This is a genomic window from Brevibacterium sp. UMB1308A, from assembly GCF_030230605.1.
Classification (GTDB): domain Bacteria; phylum Actinomycetota; class Actinomycetes; order Actinomycetales; family Brevibacteriaceae; genus Brevibacterium.
In genome coordinates this window covers 107,856-122,643 of record NZ_JASPDO010000003.1, presented here as the reverse complement: position 1 = coordinate 122,643, position 14,788 = coordinate 107,856, and the positions used below count along the sequence as shown (strand labels likewise).

At 58.3% G+C, this 14,788-nt stretch carries 10 protein-coding genes and 1 tRNA gene; all 11 read left to right on the top strand.

Features of this window, described 5'->3' with window-relative positions; genetic code table 11:
• The first annotated feature begins 94 nt into the window (after positions 1-94).
• The 11 genes from QP868_RS02935 (at position 95) to glgX (ending at position 14,783) form a co-directional block, all read left to right on the top strand.
• Positions 95-541, top strand: coding sequence for an FtsB family cell division protein (locus QP868_RS02935; RefSeq protein WP_284925161.1), 447 nt, complete (start codon positions 95-97; stop codon positions 539-541).
• A 2-nt stretch (positions 542-543) separates the two neighbouring features.
• Complete coding sequence (locus tag QP868_RS02930; protein ID WP_005886284.1) at positions 544-1,044, top strand: DUF501 domain-containing protein; 501 nt, start codon at positions 544-546, stop codon at positions 1,042-1,044.
• On the top strand, positions 1,044-1,979 hold the full coding sequence (locus QP868_RS02925) for a Ppx/GppA phosphatase family protein (RefSeq protein WP_284925160.1): 936 nt from the start codon (positions 1,044-1,046) through the stop codon (positions 1,977-1,979). Before QP868_RS02930 ends, QP868_RS02925 begins: the two co-directional genes overlap by 1 nt.
• Positions 1,972-3,237: a S8 family peptidase gene (locus QP868_RS02920; RefSeq protein WP_284925159.1), complete on the top strand. Its 1,266-nt coding sequence runs from the start codon at positions 1,972-1,974 to the stop codon at positions 3,235-3,237. The genes QP868_RS02925 and QP868_RS02920 overlap by 8 nt, the downstream gene beginning before the upstream one ends.
• Before the next feature lie 52 nt (positions 3,238-3,289).
• Entirely contained in the window at positions 3,290-4,663 is a 1,374-nt protein-coding gene (locus QP868_RS02915) for an NAD(P)/FAD-dependent oxidoreductase (RefSeq protein WP_284925158.1), read from the top strand.
• Positions 4,664-4,734: 71 nt separating this feature from the next.
• Positions 4,735-4,808: transfer RNA gene (locus tag QP868_RS02910), tRNA-Leu, on the top strand.
• A gap of 359 nt (positions 4,809-5,167) precedes the next feature.
• The gene (locus tag QP868_RS02905) at positions 5,168-7,654 is read left to right on the top strand and encodes a glycogen/starch/alpha-glucan phosphorylase (RefSeq protein ID WP_284925157.1); all 2,487 of its coding nucleotides are present in this window, start codon (positions 5,168-5,170) and stop codon (positions 7,652-7,654) included.
• Between the two features lie 127 nt (positions 7,655-7,781).
• Positions 7,782-9,995, top strand: a complete 2,214-nt coding sequence (gene glgB, locus QP868_RS02900; RefSeq protein WP_284925156.1) for a 1,4-alpha-glucan branching protein GlgB — start codon at positions 7,782-7,784, stop codon at positions 9,993-9,995.
• Positions 9,992-11,290, top strand: a complete 1,299-nt coding sequence (gene glgC / locus QP868_RS02895; protein ID WP_284925155.1) for a glucose-1-phosphate adenylyltransferase — start codon at positions 9,992-9,994, stop codon at positions 11,288-11,290. Before glgB ends, glgC begins: the two co-directional genes overlap by 4 nt.
• Complete coding sequence (gene glgA, locus QP868_RS02890) at positions 11,290-12,729, top strand: glycogen synthase GlgA (protein WP_284925154.1); 1,440 nt, start codon at positions 11,290-11,292, stop codon at positions 12,727-12,729. Before glgC ends, glgA begins: the two co-directional genes overlap by 1 nt.
• Positions 12,726-14,783, top strand: coding sequence for a glycogen debranching protein GlgX (gene glgX / locus QP868_RS02885; RefSeq protein WP_284925153.1), 2,058 nt, complete (start codon positions 12,726-12,728; stop codon positions 14,781-14,783). Before glgA ends, glgX begins: the two co-directional genes overlap by 4 nt.
• The last annotated feature ends 5 nt before the right edge of the window (positions 14,784-14,788 follow it).

Here is a 14,788-nt window from a genome sequence, read left to right as displayed (position 1 = left end):
CACACCCGCGAATAGCCTTCGCGTTTAACGAAAAGCACGGCACACTACAAGTGTCGTGCTTTTCCCTTCCCCTACGCGCGAATGACGAGGTCTCATGAACAAGAAAACGCAGAGTCATCGTGCGACCTCGTCCTCAAAATCTTCCGGTCGCAAAAAGTCACGTAAGCGTCTGAGCTTTGGGCGCAAAACTGCACTTGCAGGGGTGTTCATCTTGGTGGCACTCATGTTCGTGCCCACCGTGACAACGGGAATTAGGCAAGCTCAACAAATCAGTGCTCTGGAGCGCGACAACGCAGCGACAGAACAAGAGATCCGAGACCTCGAGAAGAAACAGCAAGAGCTCAAAGACCCCAAGCACATCGAACGGCGTGCACGTGACGAATACCATTACGCCAAGCCGGGTGAAAAGATATTTATCGTAGAATCTGACAAGGACGAACACGGTTCAGCAAATCAAGCGAACAAGGGTGAACGGCAACGTCCCTGGTACGTTGAACTTTCGGATTCCCTGAAGACTGTGGGGCTAGCAACGGAGGAATAGCAATGGTCGGCCTGGCGAGTAAGGCAGATTTAGAAACAGTGCGCCAACAGTTAGGCCGGATCCCCCGGGGAGTACTTGGAGTCGCAGCTCGATCCGTCACCGGGGAACCGCTTGTGATTGCAACAGCACCGCGCTTAGAAGACGGTTCACCGTTCCCCACCACGTACTATCTGACACACCCTGACTACGTTGCGGAATGTTCGCGTCTAGAAGCATCCGGGATCATGTCCGAATGGACAGCTGAACTCGCAGAAAATGAAGAACTGGCCGCTCAGTACTTGGCAGCTCATCGCGCGTATTTGCACGATCGCAAAACGCTGGGGGATGAGGCCGGAATTGAGTTTGTCGAAGAAATTGCTGACTTTTCCGCCGGCGGGATGCCCAACCGTGTCAAGTGCCTGCACGCCTTGGTTGGTCACGCGCTGGCCGCCGGGCCGGGTGTCAACCCAATCGGTGACCGTGCAATTGAACGCATGAACAACGTTCCGGGGGTACAAAGATAATGCGAGTTGCTGCCATCGACTGCGGAACCAACTCAATCCGCCTCCTCATCGCCGACACAGACGGCACCACGCTGACCGACGTGGTGCGCGAAATGCGTGTTGTGCGTCTAGGACAAGGCGTTGACGCAACAGGCGCGTTTGCCCCAGAGGCACTGGAACGAACCTTCTCAGCAATCGACGAATACGCTGAACTCATCACAGATCACGGTGCGGAACACGCGCGCTTCGTTGCCACCTCGGCCACCCGCGATGCTTCCAACCGCGAAACCTTTTTTGCCGGAGTGCGCGAACGCTTGAGCATTGAAGCGGAAGTCATCACAGGGGAAGAAGAAGCCGGACTGTCGTTCATTGGGGCGACAGCCGGGCTGGGCGCAAGCGTTGACTACCCGGCACTCGTCATGGACCTAGGAGGCGGCTCAACCGAACTGGTTTTGGGAACGGATGCCGTTGACAGTGCATTTTCGATGGACATCGGGTGCGTGCGCATGACCGAGCGACACATGCACTCTGACCCGCCTACCGAGGACGAAATAGTGGCAGCGGTGGCCGACATCGACGAGTGGTACGACCGTGCACGTCAAACAGTCGACACTTCACAGGCACGCACCTTGGTGGGGGTAGCCGGGACTATCACCACAGTCACGGCAGCGTACTTGGACCTGCCCACATACGACCCCCACGCCATCCACGGTGCGCAACTCGAGGTGGACCGCGTGTTGGAAACATGTCAAAAACTCGCCGCAATGACACGCGCGGAACGGGCCGCGTTACCGTACATGCACCCTGGACGCGTAGACGTCATTGGTGCAGGCGCTACCGTGTACGCCCGCTTGATTACTCGGATTGTCGCTGCTGCTCCAGGGCTGACGATTCGGAGTAGCGAAACTGACATTCTCGACGGAATCGCACTTGGCGTGGCGAGGTCACGTGCCTAAACTCCGCCAGGTGCTAGGTTCACTTGCAATCCTGGTGCTGGGTGGTTCACTGTTGAGCCCTGGCGCCCCAGTGCACGCCGCCCCAAAAGCGTCACCCGGTCAGTGGTTTATTGAGTCGTATGGAATCGACAAGGCCTGGGAACGCACAACAGGGAAGGGCGTCAAAGTCGCCATCATTGACTCCGGGGTCAAGGGTGACCACGAAAACCTCACGGGCAAAGTCGTTGGGGCAAAGGACTTCTCCGGGTCAAAAACCGACGGCCAAACCCCTGTGGGGCCAAAGGACACAGTGCGGCACGGCACGGCTGTTGCCGGAGTCATCGCAGGGAACGGTTCTAATCTGGGGCCACGCGGCGTCGCCCCAGACGCTGAACTCTTATCCGCGTCCATGTGGCTGGGTTCAGGTGGACCAGCGGACGCGCCTTCATCACGCCAACAGGCAGCTGACGCCATTAAGTGGTCCGTGGATAACGGAGCCAAGGTCATCAACATGTCGCTTGGGTGGGCCGATCCAGCGTGGCCAGAATACTGGGACGAGGCGTTTTCTTACGCCTATGAAAAAGACGCGGTGATCATCGCGTGTGTGGGTAATGCTTCCCAGGGCGCGACCCGAGCCTGGTCGCCAGCTACGGTTCCGGGAGTCGTAGGTGTTGGGGGTCTGAAGAAGGACGACTCAATCGATTCGGAGTCGACCGCGCCAGGCATTGCGGTTGATCTGATGGGGCCGGCCCAGAACATCCCTGTTCCGTACTATGAAGGTGGGTACGCCGAGGCGGAAGGCTGTTCCTTTGCTGCCCCCTTTGTATCCGGTGTAGCTGCGCTGATCCGTTCCGAACACCCTGAGTATTCGGCCGATCAGGTGGTGGCCGCTATGACCTCCACCGCAAAACCCGTGAAGGGTCACGACCAGGAAAAACCTGTTGACCCCATTGTGGGACACGGGCGGATCGACCCGGTTGCGGCCCTTGATGCGAAACCTGGCAAGGATGTGAAATCGGCAAAGAAAGAGCTAGCCGAATGGGTTCGCATGCATCGCCGGGCTCAAGAGTCATCCAAGCCAGGAAAAGACATTATCGAAGGTGACGCGGACAAGCCGGGAACCACCTCGGCCCATCAACCTACCCCTCACGACCGCAATCAACTGCCGTGGTTTTACGTACCTCTTTTGAGCGTAGGGGGTGCGCTAATTCTGTCCGGTGTAGTCGTGTGGTCGGTGCAAAGTCGACGTCGAAAAAACGACTCGGGAAAGATGCGATGAACATTCAGGGGGCGCGTTCGTGAAACACCGGATCAAGCGATAGCATGAGACTATGGCTTTGATTCGTAATAGCAAATTGCGTCCACGCGTCCTCGTAGTAGGTGGAGGTTACCTCGGATTGGTTACCGCCCAGAACCTGCTGAAGAACCTGGGTCGAGGTGAAGCAACTGTCACCGTTGTTGACCCCAACCCGTACATGACTTACCAGCCGTTCCTTCCAGAAGTTGCCGCTGGTTCAATCGAACCGCGCCACGCTGTGGTACCACTGCGTCGCAACCTCAAGGGTGCAGAAGTTGTCACCGGTTACGTGCGCTCCATCAACCACGCCAAAAAGTACGCGGTTGTTGAGCCTGAAGGTGACGAAGCATTTGAACTGGACTACGACCACATCGTGTTGGCTGCCGGTTCGGTTGCACGTGCACTTCCGATCCCTGGTTTGGACGAAGAAGCTATTGGTGTCAAGCGCATTGAAGAAGCTGTTGCTCTGCGCGACCACATCCTCAACCAACTAGACGCTGCGGCTCTCATGGAGAACGACGAAGAACGTCGTAAGGCTCTGACGTTTGTGTTCGTCGGTGGTGGATTCGCTGGAATCGAAGCGCTCGCTGAAATCGAAGACATGGTGCGCTCTGCAGTTGCACAGCACGAAACCCTCACGGAAGCTGACGTTCGCTTTGTTCTGGTTGAAGCTGCACCTCGCGTTATGCCAGAAGTTGGCGAAGCGCAGGCACGCTGGGTTGTCGACCACCTGCGTGAACGTGGCGTTGACGTGTACCTGGAGACCTTCCTGCAGGACTGCACTAACAAGCGTTGCAAGCTGTCCAACGGTGAAGAGTTCGACGCTGACACCATCGTGTGGAACGCCGGTGTGAAGGCTAACCCACTGCTGGTTGACTCGGACCTTCCACTGGACGACCGCGGTCGCCTCACGGTTCGCGCTGACCTGCGCGTGGAAGACGAAAACGGTGTTGTTGAAGGCGCATGGGGTGCTGGTGACAACGCTGCTGTTCCTGACCTCTCCGGTGGCGGTGTTGGTGGCTACTGCGTGCCAAACGCTCAGCACGCTGTTCGTCAGGCTCCTGTTCTGGCCGCTAACATTTTGGCTGCCCTGCGTGGCGAAACCGAATTCCGCCAGTACTTCCACAAGTCACTGGGTGCGGTTGCCGGTATGGGACTGTACAAGGGTGTCGCACAGATGGGTGACTTCGAAACCCGCGGCTTCCTCGCATGGCTGATGCACCGTGGATACCACGGCTACGCAATTCCTACCGTGGACCGCAAGCTGCGTGTGTTCACCAACTGGTTCCTCAACTTCGTTGCTGGTCGCGACCTCACCGCGTTGAAGGACCTGGACGTGCCACGCAAGAGCTTCGTAGAAGCTGCTCACTCGAAGCCAGCTCCTCGCAAGGAGCCAGCTAACAAGTAAGCGTTAGGCGTGTGAGAGGCGACCACGCGTGTGTGGTCGCCTCTCAAACTGTTGTAGGGTAAAACCCTGCCCCCCCCATAGTCCAATCGGCAGAGACAGTCGACTTAAAATCGATCCAGTGTGGGTTCGAGTCCCACTGGGGGGACACATGTGAAGTCTCGGGACATCGTTCACTCGATGGCCCGAGATTTTTGTGTTCTGGGGTGTTGATGTGGTGGTCGTTTAGCTACACTCGAGTTCGATTTTGGGGCTCGAGTGTAGACAAAAGTGGCCGAAATGGTGTCGTAGGTCACTAAATGGTGGTATTTGGTGGTTGTTTAGCTACAGTCGGCAGATTCGACTGTAGCCAAATGCGCTCCCGAGCTCGAGGTGGCCGCAGCTGTTCCTGTTGCCCTCCTGGCTGCGGCGGTGAGTGCAGTAGCTTCACTCGTTCGAGTGAACCCCGTGTGAACGGTCGGTGGCTAACGCGCTTTTCGCTCACCACGTCATTTACGATGAGAACGCGTGCGCAAAACGCGCGCCAACAACCGTGGTTTTACTGTCAGGGGACCCATGTCTGAACGGCTCAAAGTTCACAACGTCGACACCGATGCACTGGAGCTTCCAGAAATCACCGCTGAAGGTTTCCGCTCCTCATTGCTTCACCACCTTCAGTACTCAGTAGGTTCAGACCCAGCCCACGCTTCAAAGTTCGACTGGCGAATCGCCCTGTCCTACGCAGTGCGTGACCGCGCAATCAGCCCATGGTTCCGCGCAACCCGCACCACATGGGACACCGACCACAAACGCGTGTACTACCTGTCCATGGAGTTCCTCACCGGACGTCTCCTGGAAGACACCGCCATCAACCTGGGCATTTTCAGCATCGTCAACGAAGCATTGACAAGCCTGGGCCTCGACTTCCACGACATCGCAGAAGACGAACCCGATCCCGCCCTGGGTAACGGGGGACTGGGCCGCCTGGCCGCCTGCTACCTCGAATCCACCGCCACCCTGGCATGCCCCGCATATGGATACGGCATCCGCTACGAACACGGCCTGTTCAAACAAGGCTTCGATCACGGGGTCCAAATCGAAACACCAGAAGACTGGCAAGCCAACGACAGCCCCTGGAACTTCACCCGCCCCGAAGCCGCCTACCGCGTGCTCTTTGGCGGACACCTGGAAGAAGACAACGGCACAACCATCTGGGTGCCCGAACAACACGTCGTCGCAGAATCCCACGACACCCCAATCGTGGGCTACGGAGGCAACTGGGCCAACACCCTTCGCCTGTGGGCTGCCAAACCCAGCGCCAAGTACTTCGACCTCAACCAGTTCAACGCCGGACACCTGGCCCGCGCATCATTCGCCGAAGCACTCGCACGCAGCCTGTCCCGAGTTCTCTACCCCAACGACACCACGGACACCGGTAAGGAACTGCGCCTACGCCAGGAGTATTTCCTCACCTCGGCCTCCGTGCAGGACATTCTTCGCCGCTTCCTCGCCACCCACGACGACCTGCGTAAACTCCCTCACTTCGCAGCGATCCAGATGAACGACACCCACCCGGCGATCGCAGGCCCAGAACTCGTCCGTCTGCTCATTGACGATCACGGATTCGAATTCGAAACCGCAGCAGATATCGCAACACAAGTGCTGGGCTACACCAACCACACGCTCCTCCCAGAAGCGCTGGAGCGCTGGTCGGTTGACCTCATGCGCCACGTCCTCCCACGCCACATGGACCTCATTGAAAAGATTCAACACCGCGAAATCGAGTTGCACGGCCCACTTGAACCGGCCAACGCCATCATTGACAACGGCCACGTGAACATGGGCAGCCTCGCCTTCCTCACGAGCCACCGCGTCAACGGAGTATCCGCCCTCCACACTGACCTCATCCGCAGTGACCTCTTCCCTGACTTCAACAGCCGCCACCCCGAAAGGATCCTCAACGTCACCAACGGGGTGACACCTCGGCGGTGGCTCAAACTTGCCAACCCAGACCTTGCCGCGCTCATCACGGAAGCCATTGGAGAAGGGTGGGAAACCGACCTCGACCGGCTCACTCAACTCGCCGAGTACGCAGACAACGACGACTTCCTCACCGCATTCGGCGAAACCAAACACGCGGCCAAAAACCGCCTAGCAGACTGGCTCAACCACCACCACGACATCGACATTCCCGTCACCGGGCTCTTTGACGTGCAGGTCAAGCGCATCCACGAATACAAGCGCCAGTTGCTCAACATCTTCTGGACTATTGCCCGCTGGCAACGCATCAAGCGCGACCCGTCTACAGGGTGGGTGCCACGCGTCAAACTGTTCGGTGGGAAAGCTGCACAGAGCTACGTCATGGCAAAGGACATCATCCGCCTGATCAACGACGTCGCGGCAGTGGTCAACAACGACCCAGACACCAAGGACCTCCTCCAAGTGGTGTTCCCACCGAACTACAACGTGTCCATGGCCGAAAAACTCATCCCGGCCGCCGACCTGTCCGAACAGATTTCGACTGCAGGCATGGAAGCCTCCGGAACCGGAAACATGAAGTTCGCGCTCAACGGGGCCCTCACTATCGGAACCCTGGATGGCGCCAATGTCGAAATCCGCGAAAAGGTGGGGGCTGAAAACTTCTTCCTGTTTGGCATGACCACTGAAGAAGTCGCCCAACGCAGGGAAGAGCCGGGCCACAGCCGTGCAGCCATCGAAGCCAGCCAACCTATGCGCGACATTCTCCAAGCCGTTGCAGAAGGCACCTTCAGCCCGGACGAACCGCACCGCTACGGCAGCCTGGTCGACAACATGTGGAACTCCGACTGGTTCCTGGTAGCCAGCGACTTCGACTCCTACGACGAGGCCCAAACCCGTGTTGACGAGGCGTACCAGGATACCCGGGCCTGGCAACGCGCAAGCGTGCTCAACATTGCGAACATGGGGTACTTCAGTTCGGACCGTTCAGTACGCGAATACATGGCCAAAATCTGGAACATCGATTCGGCGCTGTGAGGCTGCGAGGCTGTCATTCTGTAACGCTGTAACCTCGAGTGAACTTTGCCTGAACTCATCGAACTTTCGGTCTGCCACGTCACCTGCTGTGATTGAATGATTTAAGGGCGAGCGACGAGGAGTAAACGTGGCCAGGGATATCACCTCAGATTCGGACGGTGTGACCGAGGTCGGTCCCGCGCCCGCTGAAATCCAGGCTGTCGTTGATGGCCGGCATTGGGACCCTTTTTCGGTTCTGGGACCCAGCGCAGACCAGTCGACAATCGTGGCTCATATTCCTGGCGCGGAACGCGTGTGGGCAGTCAACGACGCAGAGTCCCACGAACTCAAACCGTACGTGTCCGCACCTACGGTGTTCCACGGGCCTTATGTGCCCTACTATCGCTTGCGCATCCAGCGGCCCGGCGGTCACGTTGAGGAACGTCACGACCCGTACCGCTTCAGCCCGGTTTTAGGCGAAATCGACGAATACCTCTTGAGCGAGGGCACCCACCACCAGCTATGGCGCGCCCTGGGTGCTCACCTCATCACGCACGAAGAAGTCCCCGGCGTCCACTTTGCCGTGTGGGCACCAAACGCTAAACGTGTGTCCGTCGTCGGTCACTTCAACAGCTGGGACCACACGGCCCACCCCATGCGCTCCCGAGGTGCCACAGGAGTCTGGGAGTTATTCATCCCTGGTCTGGGGGCGGGGGAGACGTACAAGTACTCCATTCTTGGCGAAAACGGGCAACTTCCTCTGAAGGCCGACCCTGTTGGGTTTGGTAGTGAGCACGCGCCGCACACCGCCTCGGTGGTGCGCGACATCGACGCCCACACCTGGACTGACAGCGACTGGCTGGAGGTCCGTGGGGAAGCCTTTGCCACCTCGGCGCCGGTGAGCATTTACGAAGTCCACTTAGGCTCATGGAAGCGCGTGAGCAACGAACACGGCGAACGCTTCATGTCCTACCGTGAACTCGCAGACGAACTGGTCGATTACGCCCACCACATGGGATTCACCCACATCGAGATCATGCCGGTAAGTGAGCATCCGTTTGACGGTTCGTGGGGGTATCAGCCTATTGGGTTGTATGCGCCAACCATCCGCTACGGCACTCCGGAAGAGTTCCAGGCGTTTGTTGACGCGGCACACGCGCGCGGTTTGGGCGTGATCGCTGACTGGGTGCCGGGGCATTTCCCAACCGATTCGCACGGCTTGGGCAACTTCGACGGCACGGCCTTGTATGAACACGCTGATCCACGTCAGGGCTTCCACCCTGACTGGAACACGCTCATCTTTAACTATGGCCGTCCAGAAGTTTTGAGTTATCTGGTGTCCAATGCCTTGTATTGGCTCAGCGAGTACCACTTGGACGGTTTACGCGTCGACGCCGTCGCGTCGATGATCTACCTGGACTATTCGCGCAAGGATAACGAGTGGGTGCCTAACCGCGACGGCGGACGCGAAAATTACGAGGCCATCAATTTCCTTCAGCGGACCAACACCGCCGCGTACGGTGCGGACGATTCGGTTGCGATCGTAGCCGAAGAATCCACTGCGTTTCCCGGTGTGACGAAGCCGGTTCACGCTGGTGGCCTGGGATTCGGGTACAAGTGGAATCTGGGTTGGATGAATGACTCCTTGGAGTACTTCGCAAAGGACCCCGTGTATCGCAAGTACCACCAGAACCAGCTCACGTTCGGGATGACGTATGCGTACTCGGAAAACTACGTGCTGCCCATCAGCCATGACGAAGTGGTTCACGGAAAAGGGTCCATGTACCAACGCATGCCCGGATCCCATGAGGACAAACTGGGCAACCTGAAACTGTTTTACGCGTACATGTGGGCGTTCCCAGGTAAGAAGCTGCTGTTCATGGGCCAAGAGTTTGGGCAGCACCACGAATGGAACCACGCAGCCAGCTTGGACTGGGACACCTTGGATGACCCCGGCCACGCGGGCGTACAGAACGTAGTCCGTGATCTGAACCTGTTTTACCGCGACCAGCCTGCGATGCACGCCCTCGACACGGATCCACGCGGCTTCCAATGGCTCCTGTTAGAAGCCGTGGATGACCAAGTCATCGCCTGGATGCGCCGCGGTAACCCGGGAGACCCACATGTTGTAGTGGTGCTCAACTGCACCCCTGTTGAACGCACCAACTACCGGATCGCGTTCCCCGTGCCTGGTCGCTGGCACGAAGCTCTCAACACCGACTCGTCACACTACGGCGGGGCGAACCGTGGCAATTGCGGGGCAATTGACACTGAACCCGTGCCGTGTGGAACAGAAGCCCAGTCCGCTCTACTCACCCTGCCACCTTTAACCGCGATCTACTTTGTCGAGGATCAATCATGAGCCCAACCAGCGTTATCGGAAACTCGCGTGGGGCAGCCCCCCGTTTGACCAGTCAGGCGATGGCCTTTGTTTTGGCCGGTGGACGTGGGTCACGCCTGCAGGAACTCACCGACCGACGTGCAAAACCGGCCGTGCACTTTGGGGGTAAATCACGCATTATTGACTTCCCACTGTCCAACGCGGTGAACTCTGGAATCCGGAAGATCGCGGTGGCCACGCAGTACAAGGCACACTCGCTGATCCGACACCTGCAACGCGGGTGGGGTTTCTTCCGCGCGGAACGTAACGAATACTTGGACATCCTGCCGGCCAGCCAACGCGTGGCTGAAACCAAGTGGTACATGGGAACTGCGGATGCGGTGACGCAGAACATCGACATTGTGGACGATTACAACGTCGAGTACATCATCGTCCTCGCCGGCGACCACGTGTACAAGATGGACTACGAAATCATGTTGCGCCAGCACGTTGAAACCGGCGCAGATGTCACGGTCGGGTGCTTGACCGTGCCACGTGAAGAAGCCAGTGCGTTTGGCGTCATGCACACCGATGAAACCGGCCGCATCGTCGACTTCCTCGAAAAGCCAGCGGACCCGCCCGGAATGCCAGACGACCCGAACCTCGCACTCGCCAGCATGGGAATCTACGTTTTCAAGTGGGCGTTCCTACGTGAGCTCCTCCTCGAAGACGCAGACAACGTGGACTCCAGCCACGACTTTGGCCACGACTTGATCCCACACATCGTGCAAAACGGGTACGCGCACGCTCACAAGTTCAGTGAATCGTGCGTGATGTCTGGCCTAGAAACCGAACCGTACTGGCGCGACGTTGGGACCATCGATTCGTTCTGGCAGACGAACATCGACCTCACGGATTTCATTCCGGCCTTGGACATGTATGACAACTCGTGGCCCATTTGGACGTATTCGGAGCTGACCCCACCTGCCAAGTTCATCCACGACGACGAAGGCAGGCGCGGGCAGGCCATCCAGTCACTCATTTCCGGTGACTGCATTATTTCTGGTTCAGACGTGCGCCACTCCCTGCTGTTCACAGGTTCCCGTGTCCACTCGTATTCCTCTCTTGAACGTGTCGTCGCCTTGCCTCGCGTCCAGATCCACCGCTCTGCACAGCTGACAGATTGCGTCCTGGACTCCCGCGTGGTCATACCCGAAGGCCTGGTTGTGGGGCAGGACCCAGAGGAAGACGCTCGCTGGTTTAGGCGCACGGACAATGGCGTCGTTCTCATCACCCAGCCCATGCTGGACCGGCGCGCAGCCGAACTGGGGTTGTGATGGCTCGTCGTGTTCTGTCGGTGGCAAGTGAGTCGGCTCCACTAGTCAAAACGGGAGGTTTGGCCGACGTTGTTGGCGCCCTGCCTTCCGCTCTTCTCCCGCTGGGGTGGGAGAGTCGCGTCCTGATGCCGGCGTACCCGGGGCTTACTGACCGGCTGGAAAGCACCAGTGTTCAGTGGGAAACCGATGACCTGTTCGGCGGTCCCGCCCGCGTGCTGTTGGGTACATCCAACGACGTGGAATACCTGCTGTTGGACGCCCCGCACTTCTTCGACCGCGAAGGCGGGCCCTACAACGTCGACGGGCACGACTACCCGGACAATCACATGCGGTTCGCAGCCCTGTCCTGGGTAGGTTCCCGACTGGCCGTGGAAGGTACCACGGATGGGTGGGTGCCCGAGGTCGTTCACGCCCACGACTGGCAAGCCGGCTTGGTGCCGTCCTACCTGAAATACGCTGGGACACCGGTGCCCAGCGTGATGACTTTGCACAATATCGCGTTTCAGGGCATTTTTGGCCCGGACCAGTTGGACCGTGTCAACCTGCCTACATGGGACTACCACCCGGATGCTCTGGAATATCACGGAACAGTGAGCGCGTTAAAAGCTGGCATGGTGCACGCGTCAGCCGTGAACACGGTGAGCCCGTCATACGCTCAGCAGATCGCGTCACCTGAGTGGGGGTTTGGCCTCGACGGTGTCATTAGGATGCGCGCCGATCGCGGTGAAATGTTCGGGATTCTCAACGGAATTGATCTTCGCGTGTGGGACCCAGAAAACGACCCGCACGTTGTTCCGTATTCCGCGTCCAGCCAGGAAGGCAAGAAGAAGAACCGTAAAGCGTTGGTCGCTGAGTTCGGCCTGGCTAAACCACAGGGCCCGCTGGCCGTGGTGGTGACCCGGTTGGCGCACCAAAAGGGAATCGACATGTTGATTGACGCGGTTCCTGACTATGTTGCCCGAGGTGGTTCCCTGGCTGTACTGGGATCCGGAGATCCCGGTTATGAGAGCGCGTTACACGACTTGGCTCGCAGGTTCCCGGGTTCTGTTGGTGTGCGAATTGGGTATGACGAACCGTTGAGTCACCGCATGTATGCCGGTGGTGACTCTGTCCTGGTGCCATCCCGGTTCGAACCGTGCGGACTCACTCAAATGTATGGGCTCCGGTACGGAGCCGTCCCCATTGTGGCAGCAACTGGGGGACTGAAGGATTCGGTGACCCACGCCTCGGCGGAAAACATTGAGAACAAAACCGCCACCGGAATCACCTTCTCTGACATCAGCACGCACGGGCTTTCCGAAGCACTTGCATACTCGACAGAACTGTTCGCTCAGAAGAAAGTGTGGCGGTCGATTCTGCGCAAGGGAATGCGCACGCCGGTGGGCTGGGAGTCCTCTGCGCGCGTGTACGCAGAGCTGTTTGAAGGGCTTACCGCGTGACTGAACAGCATTCCCGAGTGAGCGTTGGCAAGTCGTGGCCCATGGGAGTAACGCTCACGGAGACTGGCGCGAATGTCGCTGTGTGGGCCCCGGATGCCACCTTGGTGGAACTGTGCGTGTTCACCGACGCAGAAGAACAGCGTATTCCTGTTCCGTATCGTGACGGTGGTGTGTGGTACGCCCACGTTGAGGGCATCACGCAAGGTACGCGCTACGGGCTACGTGCTACTGGACCGCACCAACCGGAAAACGGGCTGCGCTTCAACCCGGCCAAACTACTGATTGACCCGTATGCACAAGCGTTGACCGGGCCTGTGTCGTGGGACGGCCTCATGAATGCATATGCGGTGGGACCAGGGGATGACATGGTGCAAGACGACCGTGACTCCGCACCTGTCGTGCCCAAAGCGATCGTTCAGGGCTCGGCTCAAGGTCCCGACCCTTCTCTGAACCGGCCCATTCACCCGTGGTGTGACACGGTCATCTACGAAGCGCACGTAAAAGGACTGACACAACAACACCCGGATATTCCTGAAGACATCCGAGGGACGTATGCCGCTCTGGCTCACCCTGTGGTTGTGGAGCACTTGAAGAAACTGGGCGTCACAGCCCTGGAACTACTGCCCATTCAAGCGTTCATTGACGACGAATTCTTAGTGCGTCACGACAAAAGCAACTACTGGGGATACCAACCTATTGCGTGGCAAGCCCCCGAACCCCGTTATGCGTACCGTGATGCAGACACCGAGATCCGGCATGCTGTTCACACCCTTCACGAAGCTGGAATCGAAGTCATCTTAGACATCGTTTTCAACCACACAGGCGAGGGAAGTGAAATGGGCCCCACCTTGAGCTACCGAGGTCTGAACAACCCGGGGTACTACCAACTCACGGACGGGGGCCGTCACTATGTGGACGTCACGGGAACCGGAAATTCATTGAACCCCGACTCCGACATGGTGATCCGGCTGGTCCTGGACAGCATGCGCCACTGGGTCACCAGGTACGGAATCGACGGCTTCCGGTTTGACCTGGCCAGCACCCTGGGGCGCACAGAAGACCGCTTTACCCCTAATTCCCCGTTCTTCTATACTGTCCGCCAGGACCCTCTGCTAGCGGGAGTCAAACTCATTGCTGAACCATGGGATCTGGGTATTGACGGCTATCAACTGGGGCATTACCCGTACCCGTGGAAAGAATGGAACGACAGTTACCGTGACAAAGTCCGGCGGACATGGCGTGGCGAAAGCCTCGGAACAACCGATATGGGCTCGTGCCTGACGGGTTCAGCCAACCTATTCGACCATTCGGGCCGCAGTGCTAGCTCCTCGATCAACTTTGTCACCGCCCACGACGGATTCACGCTCAACGACGTTGTTTCCTACAACAACAAACACAACGAAGCCAACGGCGAGGATAACCGTGACGGGCACAACGAAAACGTCTCCGACAACATGGGAGCAGAAGGCCCTACTGAGGACCCAGTCATCAACGAGGCCCGCGAACGCCGAATCCGCGGAATGCTCGCCACCTTGTTCGTGTCCCAGGGTGTCCCCATGCTTTTAGCTGGCGACGAACTGCGGAACTCGCAAGGTGGCAACAACAACGCGTACGCACAAGACAACGAGATCGGGTGGGTCGACTGGTCACAACGTTCCGAAGTCGAGTTCATTTCACGCTTAAGCGCCATGCGGAAACGCCTCCCACTGTTGAGACAAAGAAACTTCCTCCACGGTGGAACCCGCGAAGACGGCCAGATCGACATCCAGTGGTTCAAAGCCAACGGCCAGACACCCACTGACGATGACTGGCATAGCTCAGAGCTCACAACCTTAAGCGTTGAGATCCGCGGAGTCGCAGGCTACCGTTCTGGCGAAGAACTGACAGGGAGCGTCTTTCTCATCCTCAACGTGGGAGATGAAACCGAAGTAGCCCTTCCTCCCCAGATTTCGTGGCACCTCGAATTAGACTCAGCACATGAGGACGCTCACGGGGACTTCACCGAACACTACGTGGCCCCAGCGCAGTCCGTCATTGTTTTGTCATCCCCATAACCAAC

Bases quoted from the DNA above. Each gene is read 5' to 3' on its own strand.
- QP868_RS02935 (WP_284925161.1), top strand. From the start codon at position 95: ATGAACAAGAAAACGCAGAGTCATCGTGCGACCTCGTCCTCAAAATCT.
- QP868_RS02930 (WP_005886284.1), top strand. From the start codon at position 544: ATGGTCGGCCTGGCGAGTAAGGCAGATTTAGAAACAGTGCGCCAACAG.
- QP868_RS02925 (WP_284925160.1), top strand. From the start codon at position 1,044: ATGCGAGTTGCTGCCATCGACTGCGGAACCAACTCAATCCGCCTCCTC.
- QP868_RS02915 (WP_284925158.1), top strand. From the start codon at position 3,290: ATGGCTTTGATTCGTAATAGCAAATTGCGTCCACGCGTCCTCGTAGTA.
- glgC (WP_284925155.1), top strand. From the start codon at position 9,992: ATGAGCCCAACCAGCGTTATCGGAAACTCGCGTGGGGCAGCCCCCCGT.
- glgA (WP_284925154.1), top strand. From the start codon at position 11,290: ATGGCTCGTCGTGTTCTGTCGGTGGCAAGTGAGTCGGCTCCACTAGTC.